Here is a 24259-nt window from a genome sequence, read left to right as displayed (position 1 = left end):
TCTTTATTCGTATTATTCGTTGTGAGCAACTCGCCTCAAGAAAACAAGTCGCGAATGATTAGATCCAGTTTGCGATTTTATCGAACAAACGATTTTTATCCGCCGGTTTTACGATGAAGTCAGACATACCCGAAGACCCAATTTTGTCCAACGTGACAGGTGAACTATCCCCTGTATGTGCAATAATAGGTACCGACGCATAGTTTTTATCCGAGCTTCGAATTCGCCTAGACGCTTCTACACCATCCATAATTGGCATTTCGATATCCATCAGAATGAGATCAACATCTTCTTGCTCTAGTGTATCCAGAGCCTGCTGCCCGTCTTCTTTCTGAATCACTTCAAAGCCTTGCTTTTCAAGTAACATTGCCGTGAATTTACGCAAAGATTCATTATCATCCACGACCATAATTGTGCGCTTATTTGAATTATCTAACGTCACCGAGGCCGTTGGTGTCGATACATAGCTTGAATCATATAAGAGACGCTCAATAGTTGGTTTAGTATTCAATAACCAGGCTTGCGTTTCGATCCAAATAGGTTCATATGCAGCCTTACGTGCTCTCTGAGTCGGATGATGCTCAAAAAGATAAACTATGCGTGCTTCAGTGAAAGACAAGAGAGATTCTAATCTATCCAATTGGTTTGCTCTTGGATCTAAGCTCTCAAGATCGATAAAAATCAGATCGAATTCGAACTCGTACTCTTTCTTTTTGAGTACTTGGTTGGCATCTAAAATCGTCGAGTCAAAGCCCATAAAACGGCTAATATCTGTTACTTTAGACACCAAGATATCTTGGCTAGTCACCGTTAGAATGGTTTTGAGTTTAGTCAGATCGTTTTTGATTTCAGTAACGGTATCAGATGTCGTTAGTGGGAAAGTTAACGTAAATTGAGACCACTCCCCTAACTGAGATTGACACTCAATGTTCCCCCCAAATGAACGCATGACTTTTTTACAAAACGGTAGACCCAAACCATAACTTCCTGATTTGCCAGTGGTGTAAAAGTCTTGAAAGATATTGCGTAGAACATCAGGAGCAATGCCAGCACCATTATCGGTTACAACAATTTGATTAAAGCGTTCTGAACTTATCATGGATACATGTATGTGAAAATCTTCAGATTTACGGTGATGGAAGGCATTCTTGAAGAGGTTATACATAACGTATTTAAGTAATGTATCACTACCTAGAAACTCAAACTCACTTCTCGCATCCAGCGATATGGCAAATCGATCAGTGGCACGTTTATAACTGAAGCTTTCAATTGCCTGTTCAACGACCGAGTGAACTGAATATTTTTTGAAGCTAGAACGAGAAACTCGATTTTCATCAATCGAAGTCAGCAATAAATCGATGGTTTCATTACCCGATTGGATAATGTTCATTGCATCCTGACTCACTTCACGTAATAAGGTGACATCCTCTACACTCATGACGTACTGCTCTTTTCCTGCCTCTTTCATGTTGGGCAAGATCGACTGGATAACATCTATTGAAGTGCAAAGCCCACTCAACGGGTTACGCATTTCATGTGCGATCCCTGCCCCGAATGATTTTGCCAGCGAGACTTTCGCTTCATGTTCAACTTGGTTACGAAAATAGAACAAATTACCGAAGACATAAATAAACAGAAAGATTGGCACATGAGTCCAATCCATGGTCAAGTCAAGATGGAACCCTTTTGCAACCCAAGCGAAGAATGTTGCTAAACCTATCCCAGCAAAGGTTTGAGCAAACATGACCCTAGTAACATGAACCAGTAAAATGTGTAAGAAAATTGCAGACATAAACGACATAACCCATACATTGGACCAGTCATTCATCAGTAACATATAAAAAAAGAAAAACGGTAAGCACAGCGTTATCGTCACTTGGTAGTAAATAGGAACATAATCTCTCCAAGTCGATGATAAGCGGTTTCTAAAAATGATGCCGAAAAACAATAACGAGCAAAACAATCTAAGAGGTAAATTTTCATAAGCCTGTGGAAAGGCAAACTCCCAGACAAAGTAGTACAGCGGAAAGCCAAGAAACCCCATCCAGCCAACGAGAGTTAGGTTTGGTTCTGCATATTGATAAACCTTACGTATCGAGTCCATATAATCTGTTTTGCTTACTCCGCCTGACGCACAATAGTGTGATTTTGATTCACTTTTATCGTTTTATTATTAACTAATTATATATTAATCATCATTTATAAGCAGCGCGAAATGACGTAAACAGCTCGCAATACTTATCTTTAGTTTCAATCTTTTAAGACAGCTACACTTGATTTACAACCAAATAAACAAAGTTGCATATAGTTTAGTGCAATTTTGCGATAATCGCTCTGTATCCAATTGGATGTTAATCTCATTTTGTGTAAGAAACTTAAGTCGCGCCTTTGGCACGACTTTCCAACGATTCAAAAACAGCACTCACCGCATATAGCGTGGTGAAGAACAATTGGCTTGGGGTGTGTTATGAATTCTGTCCAGATAAAAAATGTCATTTTTGATGTAGGTAATGTGTTGGTACGCTGGTCTCCAGTAGAAATCGTTCGCTTAACATTTGGTGGTTCCGTAGAATCAGAGAAAATGGCTCAGATGCTATTTTCATCACAAATCTGGAAAGATTTAAATAAAGGGACGATCTCCGAAAGGGAAGCAAAACAGCGTTATCAACGTGAACACCAAGTAACGACGGAAGAAATGGACCGCTTCTTTTATTATGTAAAACACACTCAAATATTACTTTACGGCAGTATAGAGCTGTTAAAACGAGTAAAAAGAGCCGGATATGGCGTATATGCGCTCACAGACAACATCAACGAAATTGTGGAACATCTTCGTACTACCTATGAGTTTTGGCCACTGTTTGATGGAGCAATCATCTCTTCTGAAGTTCAATTACTAAAACCACAAGCGGAGATCTACCAAACTCTACTTTCAAAGTATCAGCTTAACCCCGAAGAGACAGTATTTCTTGATGACATGCCTTACAATGTTGAAGGTGCCCGAGCAGTTGGCATGGCTGCTATTCAGTTTGAAAATGCTCAGCAATGTGAGCTCGAACTAAAAGCCATGGGGGTTAACTTCTAGAAAGCTTTCAATAAAACATAACGTTAGGGTGCATAAACAAAAAAGAGCAGTGTTGAGACTGCTCTTATCTAATGTTTTAGAACGCTAGGTTAGGAGTAAATCACGTTTTCCTCAATCCCACTAACTAATGACTGGGCGTTCTTCCAACGGAATACTTTTTCTAACACCTCTTTGCCATCAGGTGCGCGCCAAGTTCGCTCTTGATCCTCTTGACCACCAATGTGGCGATAGAATTCAATCGCAGAAATGTTTTGCGACACAACTTCTAAATAAAGACCTGTGTCTTTAAAGTACTGCTGTTGCCATTCTGCGACAGCAAGTAATAGCTGCTTACCAATCCCACGACCACGGTAACTGTCATCAACATGCAATGCGTCAATAAAGGTTCCACGCTCGAAATCATGGTTGCCGAACACACAAACAAAGCCAAGTAGCAAACCTCCCTCCTCCGCCAAGACAATGTGCTGATTGAATGGTGGGTTGGTCAAACGGGTTTGCCAAATCAGTAGTTTGTCGTCAATCGCTTCTTTCTCAAGATAGTTATCACTAAGAATGCCACGGTAATGACGCTTCCAGCTATCCGCATGAAGATGCGCAATGCGCTCGTAGTCCTTATATTCCGCTAATCGTAAATCCATTACGTATTCCTATTTTCTTACATTTTTGCTTCTTTATAGAGTCTCGGTATATTCCACCTTTATAACACTTGTTTCTTGGCAGATTTTATACACCTTAAGCCAGAGCTCATTTTTTAATACTACTCATTATTCAATTAAAAGCAAAATATCCCATCAAGTTCCTTAATCTACACCCAAAGGAATAGTCACATTTGTCTAACTTTAATTTGACTTACATGTGTACGCTGATATTCTGGCGAACAGTTGTTAGCTCAAAGTTAGGGATACACCTGTGACTCAAAACAAACCACCTGTTATCTGGTTGAATACATTAATATTTTCTGCCAGTTTTGTTCTGACTTTTATTGTAATGCCTTGGTATGCATATCATTTTGGACTGGGTTGGGAACATCTAATTTGGGGAGTGATTGCATTTAGTTTTACTAACCTTTCTATTACAGCAGGCTATCATCGTCTCTGGAGCCACAAAACATACGAAGCTCATCCTATTTTGCGCGCCATTTTTGCGATTGGAGGAGCATTTTCTTTGCAAAATAGTGCATTACATTGGTCTTCTGATCATCGTGTGCATCACAAACATGTCGACAATAACGATAAAGATCCGTACTCAGCCAAGCGGGGTTTTTGGTATTCTCACATTGGGTGGATGTTACGTGATTACAATAAATCAAAGGAAAACGAATATACAAACTGCCGTGACCTAAAGCGCGACAAAATCGTCATGTGGCAGCATAAGTATTATGTTCCACTTGCCCTACTGACTAATATTGGTTTCCCAGTCATACTAGGACTGATCTACGGTGATATCTGGGGGATGTTATTGGTCGTTGGTGCAGCTCGACTCTTTATGAGTCACCATACAACTTTTTTCATTAACTCCCTCGCACATATTTGGGGTAAGCAAACTTTCACAGACAAAAACACTGCTCGCGATAATGGTGTACTCGCCTTTTTCACATTTGGAGAGGGTTACCATAATTTCCATCATATTTTCGAGAATGACTATCGCAATGGCGTGTATTGGTGGCATTACGACCCAACGAAGTGGTTGATAAAGTCATGTTCTTGGCTAGGACTCACATCTAAGTTGCGCACAACGCCTACATTTAGAATTGAAAAAGCCCGTGCGAGTCAACTTTTGAAGAAAGCAAGAGAAAAGCTAGAATCGAAACCGAACACGCAAACGATCCTCGATCAGCTACAGCAAGAGTTTGATACTTTAGTTCATCACATGCAGGAATACTACGAGATGCGCAAAGAAGTACTCGGTGCCAAAACTGCCAGTGTGGTAAAAAAATACGAATGCTCTGTAACAAAAATGAAGTATCAGCAAATTAAAGCAGAGTTCGAACGGCAGCAGCGTAGTTGGAACCTTATGGTTCGTCGATACGCATAGTTTATCCTCATTCTTACGATTACTTAGCTTCGCTTCGGCGAAGCTTTTTTGTTGTGAAGAGTGTTTTCCAATAATTGCTTATTGAGTAAAGTCTTTTTCCTATTGTGAATCAATTCACTCATTATTCATTCACTTTCCTAGTCATATTTTCCTTCCTATAAATAGCTTCAAACCAGCACATAACACTTAGAAAACCAAATTCCAACAATACAATCTAACGAAATTATTTATTAAATTATTATTTGTCTCAGATCATGCAAGCCCCATATTTGTCTCGTGCCACAGCTAAGAATTCTGTAAATTCCTTGTCATAAACTGAAACAGTTTCTTTCTTTTTTACATAACATTCGGAGATCCCTATGTTAGAGCTCTTAATTGGCTTAGTGGTTACCATTGCGGTGGGTTACTTTATTGTCAAAGGCTATAAAGCTGCAGGCGTGTTACTGACAGCTGGTATTGCTTTACTTCTTATGACTGGCGTTTTGGGGCACGACGTGCTGCCGTCAAAAATCACCTCAACTGGTAACATGGTGACAGATGCGCTTGAATACGTGAAATACATGCTTCAATACCGCGGTGGCGGTCTTGGTATGCAAATCATGCTGCTTTGTGGTTTTGCGTCATACATGACTCATATCGGCGCGAACAACGTGGTAGTGAAACAGTTCTCTAAACCGCTTTCTGTCATCAAGTCTCCTTACGTCCTTTTGGTAGCGGCTTACATTGTGGCGTGTTTAATGTCTCTTGCGGTAAGTTCTGCAACAGGCCTTGGCGTACTATTAATGGCGACATTATTCCCAATGATGGTCGCGATGGGCATTTCTCGTCCAGCAGCCGTTGCAGTGTGTGCCTCTCCAGCGGCAATCATCCTTTCTCCTACTTCTGGTGATGTTGTTATCGCAGCAGAAAAGTCTGGTTTAGAGCTTGATGTGTTTGCGGTACAAACTGTGTTGCCTGTTTCTATTTGCGCAATCATCGTCATGGCAGCGGCAGCGTTCTTCTGGAACAAATACTTAGATAAGAAAGAAAATACACCAATGGAAAAAATTGATGTATCAGAGATCAAAGCTGACGCACCAGCGTTTTATGCAGCTCTTCCTTTTCTACCTATCATCGGCGTTTTCCTATTCAACGGTCGTACCATTCCAGGACTTAGTCTAGACATCTACACTATTGTGGTTGGTTCGATTTTCCTTGGAGCTCTGATCCATTATGTTGTAAATAAGTTCGATGGTAAGAAATCACTAGAAGATTTAGATTCTTGTTACGCAGGCATGGCTGACGCGTTCAAAGGCGTTGTGATGCTTTTGGTTGCCGCAGGGGTTTTTGCACAAGGTCTGATGTCTATCGGAGCTATCGATAACCTACTTCATCTAGCAGATAATGCTGGTGCAGGCGGCGTTGCTTTAATGCTTATTCTAACTGCATTGACAGTTGCAGCAGCAATTGCAACGGGTTCGGGTAACGCGCCTTTTTATGCGTTCGTGGAGTTAGCACCATCTTTGGCTGCGAAAATGGGATTAAACCCTGCTTTCCTAATTATCCCGATGCTTCAAGCATCAAACCTAGGCCGTACTATCTCACCAGTATCTGGCGTAATCGTTGCGACATCAGGTATGGCAAACATCAGCCCGTTTGAGGTTGTAAAACGCACATCCGTTCCAGTTCTAGCAGGCCTTATCACGGTGATTATTGGTACTATGGTGCTTGTTCCAATGAGTGCCTAACGGTATTGCCACGATCAAACTAAAAGCAATATCCGAACAAAATTACGTTTAATTAAAAACGCCAGCAAATGTGCTGGCGTTTTTTTTATTCTAATGTGTTGATTTACGCTGACTTAAATCGGTCAGGAATCTTAGTGATGCTCTCTCTGTAGCTAAACCATAAGTAGGTAACGGCAAGCGAAAAGAATAAATATGAAAGTGCGAATACGATTGGAGACGTGATTAATTCCGCGGACATTCCCCACATCACACCGACTACGGTTATCGTCAACTTAGAAAGCATACCGCAAATGAGTAGGAATAAAGCAAGCTGTGGAAAGCGCGAGCTGCGAAATGCGAAGAAATAACAGCTACCTACCGCTAAAGAAGCAATAGATAAGCCCAACATAAATGAATGGATGTGGTCTGCTGATGCGATACCAGCGGATACCGAAGCCATGAGTAATAGGAACAGTTTCATAAGTCACCTCACAACAAATCTAAAAAGCATCCCTTCATAAATGAAAACTCATTTTTCACTATATTCTGCGCCTAAAATCAGCAATTACAAGTTACTTTTTTGCTCACTTAATGAACATAAAAGCTAATCAGCTTCAATTATTACAAAAGGTTAACAATTAAAAATTAAGAAACCCTTTGCATCTGATACTTACGACAGTTAGATGATAAATTCGCCATTTTTGTTACAGATGGTTAACATGGAAACATTTTGAAATTTTTTATTTGAAATGTGAACTGTGCACTCAACAGCGTAAAACCTCTCTGTCTTGACTCATCATTCGTTATTAGCGAACAAAAAATATCACTTTTTTACAACGTTCTTACTACATACAAAACCATGAATTCACATCCACTTTTAATGTTGCAAATTATTTTATCAGTAACCGTAAAAAGAGATTCCAATCACATATTTATTGGTTATAATCCGCGCTCATTGCGTTAAACGTTGAAAAACGCAAACTAATTTTGAGAAAAAACATCTTTAAACCAACCTTCTTTGCGGCATTGCCAATAAGAGGAAAAACTGAGAATAAAAATGAGCAAGATTGATAAAGCTATGCGCATCCTGTTAGCAGGGTTCTGTATCAACCTTTGTCTTGGCATCCTGTATGCTTGGAGTGTATTCAACAAGGCACTGGTAACTGAATCAGGCTGGAGTGCTGCAGAAGCTTCTGCACCTTACGCAACTGCAACCATCACTTTCTCTATCTGTCTTCTTATTGCAGGTATTCTTCAAGACCGCATGGGCCCTCGAATGATCCTTATCCTAGGTACTGTTCTTACAGGTCTGGGCATGATCGCGTCTGGCTTTGTTGACACTCCACTCATGCTGAACATTACCTTCGGTGTGATCACAGGTGCAGGTATCGGTTTTGGTTACGCATGCCTATCACCTTCTGCGATGAAGTGGTTCCACGCTTCGAAGAAAGGTATGGTTAACGGCATTATTGCGGCAGGTTTTGGTCTAGCGGCTATTTACCTTGCGCCAGTAACTTCTGCGCTAATAGACAGCATGGGCATTCAAACTAGCTTTATGGTTCTTGGTGTTGGTATCCTAGCGATTGCGGTTCCTCTTGCAGCAACCATCAACAACCCACCAGCAGACTACACACCTGCGGAGCCTAAAGTAAAAGAAGGCCAAGCACCTAAAGCGGTGAAAAAGTCAGATGACTTAACTTGGAAAGCAATGTTGAAAACACCACAGTTCTACTCTCTATGGATCATGTACGCGTTTGCAGCTTCTGTTGGTCTAATGATCATTGGTAACATCACGACAATCGCAAGCGTTCAAGCAAACTTGCCAAACGCGGTTTACCTAGCGTCTATTCTTGCTGTATTTAACTCTGGCGGTCGTGTTGCCGCGGGTATGCTTGCAGATAAAATCGGCGGTGTTCGTACGCTTCTACTCGCGTTCGTTCTACAAGGCGTAAACATGGTGCTGTTCGCGACGTTCGACTCTGAGTTTACACTGATCATCGGTACAGCAATCGCAGCGGTAGGTTACGGCACACTTCTAGCGGTATTCCCTACTCTAACGGCTGAGTTCTACGGTCTGAAAAACTACGGCACTAACTACGGCGTGCTTTACACAGCATGGGGTATCGGTGGTGCAATCGGCGCAGCGGTTGTTGGTTTCTCGATGACAAATGGCGACGGCTACACCTTGGCTTACACAATTTCTTCAGCAATGATGGCAGTATGTATCGTACTAGCGTTCATCACTAAGCCATTGTCTGAAGCGAAAGTAGCACAGCTAAAAAACGCATAATTGCGAATTGATTTGATAGCGAAAAGGCTTAACCTATGGGTTAAGCCTTTTTTGTTATCGGTCGTTTATGGAAAGCCCTATCGAACTTGCACCAGACTACTATCTAGAGAACTTCTTCAAGCTGACTCATCACGCAATAACTTGGTACAGCGATTTACTGACCAAGGAAGAACACGCATGGCTTTGCTCGTTTGATTCTTTGAGCAAACACGCCCAGTGCCTTTTGGTGCGTTTATACAGCCGAAAGGGATGTTGGTTTCGAAGTGATAAGCTGAGTTATCAAGAAATACCTTCTATCAATGAAGCACTGGCAGAATTGAGTCAGCATGAGTTTGTAGCCCTTTCCCCACCCCTTTCTCATCAAGAGTTAGCGGCTAATTTACTGACCAAACCAGAAATCTCCACGCTTTATCCCGAACTGCCGAAATCACTCAAGAAAGACGCCCTTGTCGAACATTTGAGTAATACGGAATTTGATCGTATAGAGCGGCTTGAGTTTACGATCGTCAAACTCAATTCTGCTCATATGATCGACGTGTTACTCACTCTGTTTTTTGCCAACACCCATCAAGACTTAAGTCAGTTTGTGCTTGATGACTTAGGTTTGCATCAGTTCGAGCAATATCAATTGAGTAAAGTGCGCCGTTTCTTTGATTCACGTGAGCAAATAGACCGCTTAATTGAACTGAGCCAGTTGGCCAACCTGTACTGGCAATTTGACCGAAAAGACAAAGCCAATCTCGACTTATTAATTGAGGCAATGCCTCAGCCCGTTAAACACCGTTACGTAGATCGTAAACGCGAGCACATGTTGAATGACATAGCACGTGATTACGAACGGCTTAATGATCTAGAGACCGCCCTATCTCTATTTGGCCAAACTCAACTCACACCGAGCCGAGAACGACGCGCACGTATCTATGACAAATTAAACCATGATGATTTATTTTGTGACATTGTCACAGATATGCTTAACTCACCGATCGATGTGTCTGAGCTCGAAGTTGCACAAAAACTTGAGCAACGGTTAAAACGAAAACAAGGCGAGAAAGTGCCAAGAGTGACGAAGCCAACCTGTACGGAATACCGCCTTGAACTGGATTTATCTCAACAGAGAGTCGAACTCGCCAGCAAAGCGTATTTTGAGTCCTTAGGCTGGACTGTATTTTACGCCGAAAATGCACTGCTTAATGCATTACTTGGTCTCACTTTTTGGGATGCGATTTTTGCTCCTATTGAAGGGGCATTCATTAACGCTTATCAACACCGTCCTTTAGATTTATATCACTCGGATTTTGTTACCAAGCGCCAAGCTTTGATAGACACCGCTTTTGCCGAACTAGAAGCGGGCAACACCCAGATGTTATTGACAAAATACGATGAGAAGTTTGGCATCAGTAATCCATTTGTACATTGGAACTTAATAAGTAAAGAGCTACTCGAAACAGCACTCAACACTATCCCAACCAATATGCTGATGGCGCTGTTCAAAATACAATTGAGCGACCTTAAGCTTTACCGTAATGGGATGCCGGATCTCATTGCTTTTAAAGAAAACGAGTTCGAGTGGATTGAAGTGAAAGGCCCTGGCGATAAACTCCAGGATAACCAATGGCGTTGGATCAAAGAGTTTACTCGCCTTAATGTCCCGTTTGCGGTGTGTTACGTCGCAGCAACTTAACTTACTCTATATAAAGAGCTTGGTGTTTGTTCACTCAAACCGCCCCTCGGTTATCGCCCCTTGCTCTTTTTTCTAAACATTTTTTCGTTTCTTCACGATCGCTTCACGCTTCTTCACACAAAATGCGCTTCTACTCACTAAGTTGATTTGAAGAGGCAAAATAAAATGAACAAAACACTTCTTGCGTTACTTGTTACCTGCTCAGTTTCGGTATCTGCGGCTCCTTATGTAGGTCTGGAATATGGACTAGGCACCACTGACCATGATTTGGAACCTCACTTTTCAACTGACAACGTAACACTCAACCCTGAGCTTGAAGACGGTATTTTCTCAGGCTTTGTCGGTTACGCATTTAATGACAACTGGGCATTGGAACTGGGTTACAGCCAGTTTGACCTTGATGACGGCCGTTCTAAGGACCTTGGTATCAAGACAATTGATGGCAAAGATTACAATCATGAAATGGATTGGGATTCCTCTATCACAGCCAAACAAGTCTCGCTAGCACCAGTGTTTAGCTATGCATTAAGTGACAAATGGACAACAAAATTCAAAGCGGGTTTAACTTACACACAATACGACGCCAAGGTTGCTCAACATCAAGAATATGAGCTTGTCGCGAATGACGATGTGGAAATAAGCAACACGCTTTTCCATAGCTCGGAGAAAAGCAACGAGTTAGGCGCAATGTTCTCTGTGGGCGCGGAATACCAAGTGTTGCCAAAGCTCACCATTGGCGCAAACGCTAAATACCAACTAGACAGCTACGCAAACACTGCATCCTTTAACGTAGGCACAACTTATTACTTCTAATATCAGGAGAGGATAATGAAAAGAGTATTTTTAACATCCATGCTTGCCCTACTTTCAAGCTCGGTTTTCGCCGCGTTTAATGGTCCAGAAGTCAGTGCAATCAATACGGTGAAAGAAGCGCGCAACGCAACCGACGACAGCGCTGTAGTGCTAACCGGGCATATTGTTCAATCATTTGGTAACGAGACTTACTTGTTCAAAGACAACACTGGTGAGATCGAAGTAGAGATCGACAACGAAGATTGGATGGGTCAAGAAGTGACACCAAAAGATACCGTAATGATTCGAGGAGAGGTTGACGCAGATTGGACAACTACGCAAATAGACGTTGAGACCATTCAAAAACGTTAAGAAGTTGACTAATACCTCAACACAAATAACACAGCCACATTTTAGTGGCTGTGTTACGCAATAATCATGGAAAACGCTCGTTTAGCTAGTCAAGCAAGGGCAATCTTGCGGTACGACTAATCGTATACTCTTAGGCTGAACATCAAATCTAATGGTTCTCGAATGATAAGGTTCTCCATCTAAATTAAGAGGCAATGGATTCGGAAAATCTATCTCCAACCAGCTTGCTTTAGTGTACTTCACAAACTCTCCTTTCTCACTCGGATTATTGATCTCGTCGATTACTTTAGGCAGCTCATGAGGTAAAAATGGGCGCACCAATGTTAGATCCATCATCCCATCATTAATCATCGCTTTTGGAGCTAACTCTTGCCCACCTCCAGCAAGGCGCCCATTACAAAACGCACCGAGCAACATTTCTCCCTGATACGCGCCACCTTCAATCTTTATTGTTCCGTCATATGGTTTAAAGCCAAGTGCTTTTATAACACCAGTTAACGTGTAAGCTCCGCCGCCAAGAAAGTTTTTGAGTTCAACAGGCGTTTCTGCTGTAACTTCTGCGCCAAACCCTGCTGTTGCCACGTTAATAAAGCAGCGATCGTTCGCTTTGACGCAATCGACCAAAGCGGACTGCCCCTCAACAGCAAGAGATAAAGACGCCTTAATGGAATTAGGTACTTGAATAGCGGTAGCAAAGTCATTGGCGGTACCAAGGGGAATAATGGCTAACTCAGGGCGTTTTTCTTTGTCAATTTGAATAATCGCAGAAGCCGCCTCATTGACGGTCCCATCGCCACCAGCGACAACAATACGTTCAATGCCTTCATCAACCGCTTCTTTAACTAGCCGCGGCATGTCTTGAGACTCCCACGTCACACGCACCTGTACGTCGATGCCTTTTTCTCTCATTTTCATGATTGCATCTCTTAACTCTGGATTCCCAGCTTTTTTTCCGTTAAGGATGGCACGTATTGTCTTTTTCATTGCACTTCCTATTGGTTGATGACTTTTCCTGCTTGCTTAATCTGTGAACGCAACCATTGATGGGCGCTGTCGTTTGTGCGACTAGGATGCCAGATTGTGCAAAGCTCATACATTTGTTCATCAAATGGCATTGATAAAGATTTAACATGATAGGTGTTATTGAACAAGTTGATCATCGACTCTGGCATTAAACCAATGTATTCACTACCACAAATAATTGGGAGCATTTCTAGTACGCCTGAGGCTCGATACTTAATCTTTCTCTTATCCAAGTCGACAATGTCATCAGCGTTTAACAAGCTCTTACGACTCTGCCACTGCGAAACCACTACGTGTTCTTCTTCAAAAAATTGTTCAGCCGTAATCTCGTCATTCAGGCGTGGATGCGTTTCGCTACATACCACCACCAAACGCTCCGTAAGTACAGTTTCCAGTTTTAGCACCGTTCTTGCTCTTGGTGTGATATCAATGATCAAATCGTATCGTTGTAACCGCAGATCACTTTCAAAATCTTCCGTAAAAAGCGGATGTACTTCTAATGCAACATTTGGCGCCGACACACGGATTTGTTTCATGACTTGAGGTAGCAACTCAAAACTTGCAACGGACACACAGGCAATAGAAAACACTCTATTCGACACTTTAGGGTCAAACTCACTAGAGGCCGATAATGTCGAAGTGAAATTTTGTACTGAAGCTAGAAGAGCAGGATAAATATCCATCGCAAACGAGGTAGGCTCGACACCTTTAACGCAACGATGAAACAATGGGTCATCGTAGATATCACGTAGCCTTGCAAGCGCTTTACTCACCGCAGGCTGGGTGATGTTTAAACGCGCCGCCGCCCGAGACAAGTTACGCTCTTCATAGATGGCAGTGAAAATGGGAATAAGATTAAGGTCGGTCGGTTTCATGCTATTAAATTTTTCAAAAGTCACTTTCTCTATTTTAATCTAACAGCATGATCCTTCACGTAGCCAAGTGCAATAAATGGGCGGTATCGCTTGTTTTAATGAGTTTTAACTCAATTTTGACGCACTTCATTCACCACATAAACTGGCACCATAGTGCAACGTAAAGCTTGACTTAGGCTTTGCCTAGGTAAGGGGTAAGAAACTCGCTGACTTCCTCGCCGCACAAACCCATTTCTACCTCTATACCTGCTTGTTTTAGAATCTCAATACCTCGACCACTGTTGCGCGGGTCGGGGTCCAATATGGCTACGACGACTTTGCTTATGCCGGATTTGACTAATGTCACCGCGCAAGCTGGCGTGCGACCAACAAACGAACACGGTTCCAGCGTAACGTATGCCGTCACCGATTCTAACGAGCCTTGATACGCATTCAGCGCTTCCACTTCCGCGTGATTGCCACCAATCGCTTGAGTATGACCTTCAGAAACGATTTGATTGTCTTTCACTAACACGCAGCCAACCGGCGGGTTGGGTTGACATTCAGGAAGCGCATTTTTGGACACTTCCAATGCGCGGCGCATAAACTCTTGGCTCATTTGAACTCTATTCTTTAATAAAAACGAGGCGCTATATTAGCGCCCCGTTTTATTCATTGCCATCTCTTCCAATGACTTTGTCCAATTCTGGTAACGCTCGCGGAATACGGAATTTAAAGCGTTTTTGTTTGGTCTGGACTTTGCGCCACATCGACTTCAGTAAATGAGCGCTATTTTCACCATTTTGCATTCGCGACGCACTTTTTTGCCACGATTCACTCGTATCGGCTTTGGTCATTTCTAGCTCGGCCGTATTTAAACGCAATTGTTTGTACAATATGGTCCTTGCTTCAGACCAACGTTTAGCCTTTAACAAACGGTGGAACGTCAGCCATGCTGGTGTCGGTCTGTTGCGGTAGTAACGTTTAATGGCTACCAATGAAATAATCACAAAACCCAGCAACACAAGCGTGGAAACAATCCATTCAAAGTACGTTCTGATGAAGGACTTCAACGTGTGCTTCGCGGCAAAAGTTTTGCCCTCTAACATCACCGTTTCCACTTGCTGAGTCTTACTGTTCCACCAACGGAACTCATAATCCGGCAGGGTTAATTCACCACCTTGTTGAATCACGTACACGCTCTCTTCTGTGCGTGTTGACTGGTAATCACCACGTGTTTGCGTATCTGTCAAACGGTGGGGTTGAGGATACGCTTGATAACGGGTTGTTGATTCTCCTTTCAACAAGTCTGGTAGCAATACAGATAGTGAATCTTGAGCCGAAATGGTGATTTTACGCGTGATTGCATCCCCAACTTTGAGTGACTCAGTGGAGGTATCCCACTCTTGCTTTACCTCTACATCTGTTGCAGAAAACCAAGGTGTCTCACCACTCAGCAGGCCCGATGGCAATACGGTTTTGAACTTAATCGGCTGCGTGTAAAGTGTGCCTGACACCTTCTCGCCGTCCGGCGCCGACACCTGAACGCCCACTGCGACAGGTGGAATCACAAAATCACCAGAAGCTTGAGGATACAAAGTCACTTCCCAGCGTTGACGCGACCAAGTTTGTCCCTCTTTTTGCTCAGTAAAGTTGGTTGCTAGTTGATTACGCTGTTTGGCGATAACATTGGGTATTTCAATATTGCCAATTCTCGTACCACCCGTAAACCAACGCGGCGTTGCCACTTCGATGGTTAAAATAACTTGCTCATTGACGCTAAAACTTGGTGTTTTCCGCTTCTCTCCAGCCGTTGGTTGTTGACCAACCCACGCTTGTAACTCAACACCATGCTCTCGTTGAACGTCACGAATATCTTGAGCCAACACACTACTGCTCAGGAGGAAACCGAAACAGATAACTAACCACAAGGGTAAAGCAAAGTGCGTAAAACGGTGGCTTTTCATCATTGCACCGCCTCCTCTGTATTTTCGTTCGCAGTAGAGGTTGATTCTCCGGTTTCTATTGAACGCAATTGAATCTGAAACTTCGCATTTAAGAAGTATTTAGGATCCGCTTCGACTCGCTTTAACCATTTGTCGGCTAATTCTTGGCTACCTAAGATGTCGTCTGCACTTAACGTCTCTTTAATCATCAACTCCGCTGACGTTTTTTCATCCGCCCCTTCTGCGGTTTGAGGGTTATCGCCTAGCTCGGTTGATGCTTCTTGCTCCGTTCCTGCCTGACTCTCACTCATCCGGTTGATGTCCTCTACAATACCACCAATCACTTTCAAGTTATGCTCAACATCCGGTCTTAGCCTCTCGCTTAACGTTGGCTTGTTGGCTAGGGATTTTAACAAGTCACGTGCAGCCAAATATTCACGCTGACGCGCCAATGCACTCGCCGCATTATAAAGACCGTAATCTCGAACCTCTTCGGACGGGTCGTTTTGCATTTCCAAAAACGCACTGTGGGCGAGTTCAAACTCGCTAGCGTAGTAGTACGCCGTCCCTTTGCGTAATGGATCGACAAAGTGTTTCGCGGCTTCTAAATACGCTTGTTGGTTGAACAAACGCTGTCCTTGTTGATCTGGCGTTAGCCACAAATCCCACCACCATTGCGTCACCTTGTCGAAAGCCGTCACTTTTTGCACAACTTGTGGCTGCTCGGCTTTAACTGAAATGTTCTCGGCCAATGCACTTGTTGGCATCAATAACGTGCCGCTCACCATTACAATCACGCACCACTGCACTAACCACCCTTTTCTAAACCACAGCATCATGATCAGCGCGATTGGGAACAGAAGTTGATACCCCATGTCTTTCCAAGGCATTGAAGATTCGCCATTAAGCTGCATATTGCGCTCAACGTATCGATTCAGTTGCTCGATATCACTATTATCGACGGTCACTTCCACCAATCGACCGTTAGTCTGACTAGCCAGTTTTTGTAGAGAATCCAAATCCATTGGGTTGTTACTCACAATGTCAGCATTCCCTGCCGCAAGAATTAACAGTTGATAAGGTTTGCCCGAGAAATACGCTTGGTATTGCTCAATCGTGGCCGGGTTCACGCCATCACTCACCAACAGAACGGTGGAGCCTGGTTGACCTTGCAATTGTTGGTCAATTAACTGCAATGCTTTTTCGGCAAGCTTACCTTGCACGGGCATAATTTCTGGCGTAATGGCCGCCAAAAACGGGTCAAATACTTTGCTGTCTTGAGTTATAGGCATCGCGACATGAGCACTGCCCGCGAATACGACTAAACCCGTTTTTCCGCCTTTTCGCACGGCTAGCAAATCGCGTATTTTCTGTTTGGAACGCTCAAGGCGGCTTGGTGGGAGATCTTTTTGCAGCATCGATTCGCTGTTATCAAGCACCACCAGTAGAGAGGCTTTATCTTCGCCAAAGGGGGAAGATTCACGTTGCCACGTTGGGCCTGCACAAATCACAATGGCGATGAACACAATCAGCATCAAGAGCTTAAGCGGCAGTTGCTTACGCCAGCCTCGCTCACCTATCGTCAAAGCATTGCGTAAATGTTCGGGCAGAATATCCTTCCAGCTTGGCTTGCTTTCTTCTCGCCAGCGTAACCACACCAAGAAAAACATGGGGACCAAAGCCAGTAACCACAGTGGTCGAATAAAATGAAACTGCGTAAAGAATTGCGTCCAACTAAGAGAATCAAACATCGCTCTCTCCTAATGATGATCGTGTAACAGCCCTTCTTTTAAGTGTTGCGACGCTGAACGCGAGCAAATGCATGATGACCACTAACGCCATCAAGTAATGATGAAGGCTTTGTTTTGGGCGGTATGTGGTGCTTTCGTAAAGTTGAGGTTCCAGTTTGCCAATTTCGTCGTAGGCAGCCGATAGTTCATCACGGTTGAGTGCTTCAAACGCTTCACCGCCGGATTCTTTCGCAATGCGATGAATCGTGTCCATATCCAACGCGGTTTCACCTATCGTTTCCGGATCGCCCATCGCAATGACGTGTACTCTCACGCCTTTGGCTTTCGCAACTTTCGCCGCATCAATCGGTTCAACAAAACTGCCCGTGTCGTTACCATCGGTTAATACAATCGCGACTTTTTCACGGTTTTGATCTTGTTCTAAAGCACCACGCGACTTATCGCTTTGCTCAAAAACTTTAATCGCTAAGCCAATCGCATCACCAAGATGGGTACTCTGCCCTGCCATTGCCACATCGGTTTGGTTAAGCAGTTCGAGCCACACTTTTTGGTCTGCGGTAAATGGCGTTTGCACGAAAGCAGCATCACCAAAAAGCACCAAGCCTAATCGGTCACCTTTACGAGACTGAACAAACTCCGACAGCACTTCTTTTGCCGCATCAAGACGAGAAATTTTTTCGCCTGTACGTGAGGTGAAATCTGGCTCGGCCATGGAGCCCGAAAGATCCACCACCACCATCACATCGCGGCCTAAACTCGCGCGAACTTGAGGCTCGCCTAACACGGTGGGTTTTGCCATCGCACACACCACCAAAAGCCATGAAAGAATTAACGTTGCTCGCTGCCACCAACTCGGGGTCAACTGGCTTGCACCTTCTGATGGCGTCTCGCCAATCGCTTCCACCAGCTGACTAAAAAACGGCACTTTGATCGCCATTTGCTTAGTGCGATATGCGGGCACCAAGTAGTACACCACCAACGGCAAGGGCAAAACCAGAAACCACATTGGGTGAGCAAATTCAAAACCAGACAAACCAGTTATCGATGCAAGAAGATCATTCATGTTGACCTCCCTGATGTGCTTTGCGTTTCAATCGTGGTGATTTATTTGCCGCGCTTTTTTGAGCATCACAACGGTGCTCACTCACCCAGTTTTTCGTACGAGCAATAAGCGTTACTCGCTCTTCGTTGGTTAGCGTAACGCTTGGGTCAACAATACTTTGTAGCCAGCACTTTGAAAGCTCATCGTTAAAAACCATTTGCGAGTTTGCTTGAGAATCTTCGGTTTGCGGATACAGCGCATCGAGCTTGCGCAGAAAGGCGGTATCAAACAATTTCGCGTTGCGGCTATCAATATGAATCAGCACTACTTTAAGCACAGAGAACAATACTTTTGGCATGTCTTTGTCGCTCGATTTGATTTGCGAAATCGCCAGTAGAGCTTCTTTTCGGTAACGATTATGCCACCATTGCCGAGCCAATCGATATACGACATACACCAATGCAATGAGCACAACCGCCGCTAAAATTTTCCAGCCAATAGTTTGCGGGTACCAACTCACGCTGGGTGGTACAGCCACATCATGCAGCTCTCTGAGTATGTAGGTACTCGGAGGCGTAGGAAGATCACTCATTTAACGCCCTCCTACCAGTTTTTGGAATTGTTTAATGTGCTCACCTGTCGTATCGAGTTCGATGTGCGGAAGGTGTTTCATCGCCATAAGTTGAGAGAGTGATTGACGCTGTAAGCTAGTTCGAGCCTCAAGCTTTGCGCTCGCAGCTTCTACCTTTGCTTTGCTGTCTAAATTGAGTTGATACTGCCCATCACCAACCACCCATTTCGATTTTGCCAAATCGTCTGGTAGCGCTTGTTCTAATGGGTCAATGACCATCACTGCAAGAACATCGTTGTGCTGTTGTAGCTGTTTAAGGTGATCAAGATGGTGCTCCTCGCAGTCGCTCCAGTCGCTGATAAAAATCAAAGTGGATTGCTTGAGCTTCATGCGTTTAATAAGCTCAATCCATTGACTGAACGTTGCTTTTTCGGAATTGCGGGAGTCCACATTGAGCGATTGATTGGCTTTAGCGAGACGTTTAAGTTGCGCCAGAAGATCGTTTTGCGAACGCTGTGCCTTGCTGTGAAACAACGCCTGCTGGGATGCGATGACAAAACCGACTCGGTCGCCATCTTTTAATACTCGCCACCCACACATCGCTGCGATCTCTGCCGCGACAACTGATTTCATTACTTGCGTCGAAGCAAAAAACATTGTGCTTCTCTGGTCGACACACACGATTACGTTGCGATCTTTTTCTTCTGTATAACTGCGTACATGCGGCTTACCCGTACGCATCGTAACTTTCCAATCAAGGTTACGAATATCGTCACCCAATTGGTAATGGCGCAGCTCTTCGAAGTTCAATCCACGACCGCGAAACAACGAATTGTGTCGGCCAGAGAGTACGCTACCCGCCTTTAGGTGAGGAAGTAAACTGAATGATTCTGCTTGTGCTTGCAGACGTACTAAACGAGCGTAATCGCAGTACAAACGGGGATCCATCCCCTGTGATTTTGGCGCAAGAGTTGGCTTAGCCATAATGCCTCCCACTTACCCAATTTCTACACAATCTAGCAGCTCTTGTACGACTCGTTGGTGATCGACTCCGTCTGCTAGTGCGTCGTAGGTCAAAGAAAAACGGTGGCCCAATACAGACGGAACCATGGCACGCACATCGTCAGGAGTCACATGGTCACGTCCTTGCATCCACGCATACGCACGAGCGCATTTGTCGAGTGCGATGGAAGCACGAGGACTAGAGCCAATCTCAATCCATTTTGCTAAGTTTGAATCGGCATAACGCTCTGGCTTACGAGTCGCCATCACTAACGCAACGATGTAGTTTTCCACTAGGTCCGATACCACGATGTTTGGTAACTGACGGCGCGCTTCTAGCACCACGTCTGGCTCAATGTGTTTTGGCGTAATAATTTCGCTGCTGGTTTCCGCACCCAATTCTTCACTGCGCACCAAACGAATGATGTCACGTTCGGCGTCATCTTCTGGATAATCGACGGTAACCTTCATGATAAAGCGGTCCATTTGCGCTTCTGGCAGTGGGTACGTGCCCTCTTGCTCTACTGGGTTTTGCGTTGCAAGCACCATAAATAAGTCCGGCAATACGTGAGTTTTATCGCCTACCGTGATTGTGCCTTCGGCCATGGCTTCAAGCAGTGCCGCTTGTACTTTGGCAGGTGCACGGTTGACCTCATCAGCAAGTACAATGCTGTTAAAAATGGGCCCAGGTTGAAAGTGGAGTTGCGGCTTACCATCCAGCTCTTGATAAACCTCAGTACCCGTCACGTCAGATGGTAAAAGATCCGGCGTAAACTGGATTCGACCAAAACTGGTGTTTAACAAGTTCGCCAAAGATTTTACGGAACGTGTTTTTGCCGTTCCCGGTAAACCTTCTAGCAGAATATGCCCATTTGTTAATAACCCGATGACTAAAGCTCGAACCACGTGGCTTTGTCCAATGACGCTTTTTTCTGTTTGTTCGATGAGTTCTTTTATCGCTTGTTGTGCGTGGTTCATAGGATACCTTTTCAATGGTTTAAGCCGTCTTTTCGATATTTAAGTATAAGAACAAATGAAATAACTTAAGGTTATATTCACTATGTTATCTTTGCGGTTCTTGAGATTGGAGAAGTTGTGCAAGACCAACCAACATCGGTAACGCATAATCAAAGAACATTTTGATTCCCGAACACAAATAGTTTAGACCACTCTCACCATTCGGCGTTTTGATCAAACGGTTTTTTGGGCACTCACCCCAACAATAAGGCAAGTAAGGGCATTGCTTACAATACGTCGGCAATGAATCGCGTTTTGCCATGCCAAGAGTATATTGTCTTGTAGAGAAGGCCATTTCATTCAGTGAGTGTTCATGAATGTTGGCGAGTTTGTATTCTGGATACACATAGTGGTCGCAACTGAACACGTCGCCATTGTGCTCAATCGCCAACCCTTTGCCACAAAACTCCGCCGTCACGCAAAGCTGAGACGGTTTCCCCATTACTTGCGCCACCGCGGTTTCAAACAGATTAACCAGCACACGGCCAAGATCGTTATTCACCCACTCTTCAAAGGTCGCCATTAAAAAGCGTCCCCAGTCTTCAGGATCGACTGACCAATCCGTTACAATCGACATTGGATGCCCCGGTTTAGCCAGATCACTGCCTTTGGTTGGGATCATCTGTTCGTTCCAAAACTGCGGCGCGGTTGTTTGGAAGTTGTTGGCTTCTACCACCGGCGCAAACTGAATATAAGTCACACCCAATTCTTGGGTTAAAAATCGATATACTTCGAGCGGGTATTTCGCATTGTGACGATTCACCGTGACCAACGCGTTGAATTTCACGCCATGCGCTTTGAGCTTATCTACCGCTTTCATCACGAGATCAAACGTTGGCTTACCGCTGCGGGTTTTGCGATATTTGTCGTGCAGCTCTCGTGGTCCATCAATCGACAAGCCAACTAGGAAGTTGTGCTCTTTTAAAAACGCACACCACTCATCGTTTAGCAAAATGCCGTTGGTCTGAAGGTCGTTTTCAATGCGAACGCCTTTCGGCTGATATTTCTTTTGCAAAGCTACGACATTGCGGAAATAGTCCAACCCAAGCAGCGTCGGCTCCCCGCCCTGCCATGAGAATACAATTTCTTCGCCATCCTGACTTTCGATATAGCTTTTCACGAACGCTTCCAGTGTTGCGTCGTCCATTTTTGGCTGCTTTTCTTGGTGCAGTAGATTTTCTTTATGCAGATAAAAGCAGTACTGACAATCGATGTTGCACTTTGCTCCGCCTGGCTTTGCCATCACATGGAATCGACGGTCATACGCGCCCAAAACCGGCGCTTTAGACGCCGTTTTAAGAGGAACAATAGGCATAGTAGTAGAATGGCGAGGGGAAATCTTACTCATACGTTTCTCACTATTACATATACCCAAATAACCTCGTGAGCGCTGTACAGCAAAAGTGAAGCTATTTGGGTATATAGCGCTCCAAAAAGCGCTATATAATCTTAATTTACTTAGAAGACTTAGGTACGAACGAACCTGCTTCCATACGAGGCGGGAATTCTTTGAATGTACCCATCACCTCTTTCACTGTATCCATTGCTGGCATCATTAAGAATGAACGCTCGTACATCCAACGAGAATAACCCATGCCTTGATCGCCTCGTTCAAATGGATCAATGCTCAAGTCAAAGATCAGTGGCACACGAAGTTTAGTGAACGGCTTACGCCATACATCCATACCCGTTTCATTCTCTTGAATCATAAAGTGGAACTTGTACTTTCCTTGGCGCAATGCCACAAGATCGCCGTCGTCGCTCCAGTAAACGAACTCATTTCGTGCGGATTTGTCTGACTTACCCGTTAAATATGGCAATTGGTTGTAACCGTCTAGGTGAACTTTGTAGTCCATATCACCAACTTTTTTGCCTTTTAGTAGTTCGTCTTTAACTTTGGTCTCACCTGCCGCAGCAACTAGTGTCGGGAAAAAGTCCTCTAATGACATCATGCCGTTGAATGTTTTACCTGCCTCAATTTTTCCAGGCCATTTAATCAACATTGGCACACGGAAACTCCCTTCCCAGCCAGTGTTTTTCTCTGAGCGGAACGGTGTCATCCCTGCATCCGGCCACAAATCAACCATAGGGCCGTTGTCAGTGGTGTAAACAATGATTGTATTGTCATCCACACCTAACTCTTTGATCTTGTTAAGTAGCTGACCGATTTGGTCATCGTGCTGCTTAACACCATCCGCGTAGAAACCGGCACCTGTTTTACCTTGGTATTCTTCAGGAACATGTGTGAAGTTGTGCATGCGAGTGGTGTTAAACCAAGTAAAGAACGGCTTGTCCGCTTTTACTTGTTTTTCTATGAAGCTTTCTGCGGCATCAAGAAACTCACCATCAACATTTTCCATACGCTTACGCGTAAGTGGACCGGTATCTTCGATTTTACCGTCAGCGTAAGAATGGATAACGCCACGAGGACCAAATTTCTTCTTGAACTCCGGATCTTTAGGGTAATCCACGTTCTCTGGCTCTTCTTCTGCGTTCAAGTGGTATAGGTTGCCGAAGAATTCATCAAAACCGTGGTTGGTAGGAAGATGCTCGTCTCGGTCACCTAAATGGTTCTTACCAAATTGTCCGGTTGCGTAACCCATTTGTTTAAGCACGGTTGCAATCGTCGGATCTTTTTCCGAGATACCTTCCGGAGCGCCTGGTAAGCCCACTTTTGATAGACCTGTACGTTTTGGCATTTGACCAGTGATGAATGCAGAACGGCCTGCTGTCGAGCTTTGCTGTGCGTAGAAGTTAGTGAACTTCGCACCTTCTTTAGCAATGCTATCGATGTTTGGCGTGTTGTACGCCATCATGCCTTGGTTATAGGTACTAAGGTTCCAGTAACCAACATCATCACCAAAGATGACAAGAATGTTGGGTTTGTCCGCTGCATGTGCAACTGCAGATGCAGCGCCCAAAGCTAACGTACATGCGTTAAGTACGAGTTTTTTACTGCTCGTTTTGGTCGCATTTTTCATATTATCTCCAAGAGTTCGCTAGTGCGTAAAAATGGTATTCGCTTTTCAATACCATTGTTGATATAAGATAAAGCACTAATTTCAGGCGATAAATGCAGTCAAAATTAGTTAA

At 44.0% G+C, this 24259-nt stretch carries 21 protein-coding genes; 7 read left to right on the top strand and 14 right to left on the bottom strand.

What is annotated here, in order from left to right; all coding sequences use genetic code 11:
* Positions 1–58: 58 nt before the first annotated feature.
* Positions 59–2104 (bottom strand): response regulator, encoded by a 2046-nt coding sequence (locus tag R7F64_RS19560; protein WP_033906489.1) that lies wholly within the window; start codon positions 2102–2104, stop codon positions 59–61.
* A 363-nt stretch (positions 2105–2467) separates the two neighbouring features.
* Between R7F64_RS19560 and R7F64_RS19555 the strand changes: the two genes are divergently transcribed.
* Entirely contained in the window at positions 2468–3085 is a 618-nt protein-coding gene (locus R7F64_RS19555) for an HAD family hydrolase (RefSeq protein WP_017635351.1), read from the top strand.
* 89 nt (positions 3086–3174) lie between these two features.
* Here the strand turns inward: R7F64_RS19555 and R7F64_RS19550 are convergent, their stop codons facing one another.
* Positions 3175–3723, bottom strand: coding sequence for a GNAT family N-acetyltransferase (locus tag R7F64_RS19550; protein WP_005376525.1), 549 nt, complete (start codon positions 3721–3723; stop codon positions 3175–3177).
* A gap of 271 nt (positions 3724–3994) precedes the next feature.
* Between R7F64_RS19550 and R7F64_RS19545 the strand changes: the two genes are divergently transcribed.
* Together R7F64_RS19545 and dcuC are read left to right on the top strand one after the other, a co-directional pair.
* Complete coding sequence (locus R7F64_RS19545) at positions 3995–5119, top strand: acyl-CoA desaturase (protein ID WP_104976143.1); 1125 nt, start codon at positions 3995–3997, stop codon at positions 5117–5119.
* A gap of 359 nt (positions 5120–5478) precedes the next feature.
* Positions 5479–6846, top strand: coding sequence for an anaerobic C4-dicarboxylate transporter DcuC (gene dcuC, locus R7F64_RS19540; protein WP_005376528.1), 1368 nt, complete (start codon positions 5479–5481; stop codon positions 6844–6846).
* A gap of 103 nt (positions 6847–6949) precedes the next feature.
* Here dcuC and R7F64_RS19535 read toward each other — a convergent pair whose 3' ends face one another.
* Positions 6950–7306 carry a hypothetical protein gene (locus R7F64_RS19535; RefSeq protein ID WP_005376535.1) on the bottom strand — a complete coding sequence of 119 codons (357 nt, stop codon included), beginning with the start codon at positions 7304–7306 and terminating at the stop codon, positions 6950–6952.
* Between the two features lie 576 nt (positions 7307–7882).
* Between R7F64_RS19535 and R7F64_RS19530 the strand changes: the two genes are divergently transcribed.
* The 4 genes from R7F64_RS19530 to R7F64_RS19515 all read left to right on the top strand — a co-directional run bounded on the left by R7F64_RS19530 (position 7883) and on the right by R7F64_RS19515 (position 11960).
* Positions 7883–9115 carry an OFA family MFS transporter gene (locus R7F64_RS19530; protein ID WP_017635352.1) on the top strand — a complete coding sequence of 411 codons (1233 nt, stop codon included), beginning with the start codon at positions 7883–7885 and terminating at the stop codon, positions 9113–9115.
* Between the two features lie 67 nt (positions 9116–9182).
* Positions 9183–10796 (top strand): VRR-NUC domain-containing protein, encoded by a 1614-nt coding sequence (locus R7F64_RS19525; RefSeq protein ID WP_238975390.1) that lies wholly within the window; start codon positions 9183–9185, stop codon positions 10794–10796.
* 165 nt (positions 10797–10961) lie between these two features.
* The gene (locus R7F64_RS19520; RefSeq protein WP_262582036.1) at positions 10962–11609 is read left to right on the top strand and encodes an AcfA family outer membrane beta-barrel protein; all 648 of its coding nucleotides are present in this window, start codon (positions 10962–10964) and stop codon (positions 11607–11609) included.
* Between the two features lie 15 nt (positions 11610–11624).
* Positions 11625–11960, top strand: coding sequence for a YgiW/YdeI family stress tolerance OB fold protein (locus tag R7F64_RS19515; protein WP_262582038.1), 336 nt, complete (start codon positions 11625–11627; stop codon positions 11958–11960).
* 81 nt (positions 11961–12041) lie between these two features.
* Here R7F64_RS19515 and yegS read toward each other — a convergent pair whose 3' ends face one another.
* The 11 genes from yegS to R7F64_RS19460 all read right to left on the bottom strand — a co-directional run bounded on the left by yegS (position 12042) and on the right by R7F64_RS19460 (position 24147).
* Positions 12042–12944 (bottom strand): lipid kinase YegS, encoded by a 903-nt coding sequence (yegS, locus tag R7F64_RS19510; protein ID WP_005376540.1) that lies wholly within the window; start codon positions 12942–12944, stop codon positions 12042–12044.
* Between the two features lie 8 nt (positions 12945–12952).
* A complete protein-coding gene (locus tag R7F64_RS19505) occupies positions 12953–13858 on the bottom strand; it encodes a LysR family transcriptional regulator (RefSeq protein WP_053349403.1) in 906 nt (301 codons plus the stop codon).
* A 172-nt stretch (positions 13859–14030) separates the two neighbouring features.
* Entirely contained in the window at positions 14031–14456 is a 426-nt protein-coding gene (locus R7F64_RS19500; protein ID WP_318072019.1) for a bifunctional diaminohydroxyphosphoribosylaminopyrimidine deaminase/5-amino-6-(5-phosphoribosylamino)uracil reductase RibD, read from the bottom strand.
* Positions 14457–14505: 49 nt separating this feature from the next.
* Positions 14506–15807 carry a BatD family protein gene (locus R7F64_RS19495; protein WP_213966175.1) on the bottom strand — a complete coding sequence of 434 codons (1302 nt, stop codon included), beginning with the start codon at positions 15805–15807 and terminating at the stop codon, positions 14506–14508.
* Positions 15804–17534: a vWA domain-containing protein gene (locus tag R7F64_RS19490; RefSeq protein ID WP_167416074.1), complete on the bottom strand. Its 1731-nt coding sequence runs from the start codon at positions 17532–17534 to the stop codon at positions 15804–15806. Before R7F64_RS19490 ends, R7F64_RS19495 begins: the two co-directional genes overlap by 4 nt.
* Positions 17527–18597 carry a vWA domain-containing protein gene (locus R7F64_RS19485; RefSeq protein WP_104980600.1) on the bottom strand — a complete coding sequence of 357 codons (1071 nt, stop codon included), beginning with the start codon at positions 18595–18597 and terminating at the stop codon, positions 17527–17529. The genes R7F64_RS19490 and R7F64_RS19485 overlap by 8 nt, the downstream gene beginning before the upstream one ends.
* Complete coding sequence (locus tag R7F64_RS19480; RefSeq protein WP_167416076.1) at positions 18590–19168, bottom strand: DUF4381 domain-containing protein; 579 nt, start codon at positions 19166–19168, stop codon at positions 18590–18592. Before R7F64_RS19480 ends, R7F64_RS19485 begins: the two co-directional genes overlap by 8 nt.
* Entirely contained in the window at positions 19169–20131 is a 963-nt protein-coding gene (locus tag R7F64_RS19475; RefSeq protein ID WP_318072018.1) for a DUF58 domain-containing protein, read from the bottom strand. It abuts the gene before it with no gap.
* A gap of 12 nt (positions 20132–20143) precedes the next feature.
* The gene (locus R7F64_RS19470) at positions 20144–21127 is read right to left on the bottom strand and encodes an AAA family ATPase (protein ID WP_005376549.1); all 984 of its coding nucleotides are present in this window, start codon (positions 21125–21127) and stop codon (positions 20144–20146) included.
* 85 nt (positions 21128–21212) lie between these two features.
* Entirely contained in the window at positions 21213–22514 is a 1302-nt protein-coding gene (locus R7F64_RS19465; RefSeq protein WP_318072017.1) for an anaerobic sulfatase maturase, read from the bottom strand.
* 106 nt (positions 22515–22620) lie between these two features.
* The gene (locus R7F64_RS19460; RefSeq protein WP_167416077.1) at positions 22621–24147 is read right to left on the bottom strand and encodes an arylsulfatase; all 1527 of its coding nucleotides are present in this window, start codon (positions 24145–24147) and stop codon (positions 22621–22623) included.
* Positions 24148–24259 lie beyond the last annotated feature (112 nt).

It is taken from the genome of Vibrio sp. Vb1980, assembly GCF_033338615.1.
In the GTDB taxonomy this organism is placed as follows: domain Bacteria; phylum Pseudomonadota; class Gammaproteobacteria; order Enterobacterales; family Vibrionaceae; genus Vibrio; species Vibrio alginolyticus.
The sequence above is the reverse complement of the archived record's forward strand: the minus strand, read 5'-3'. Positions and strand labels throughout refer to the sequence as shown.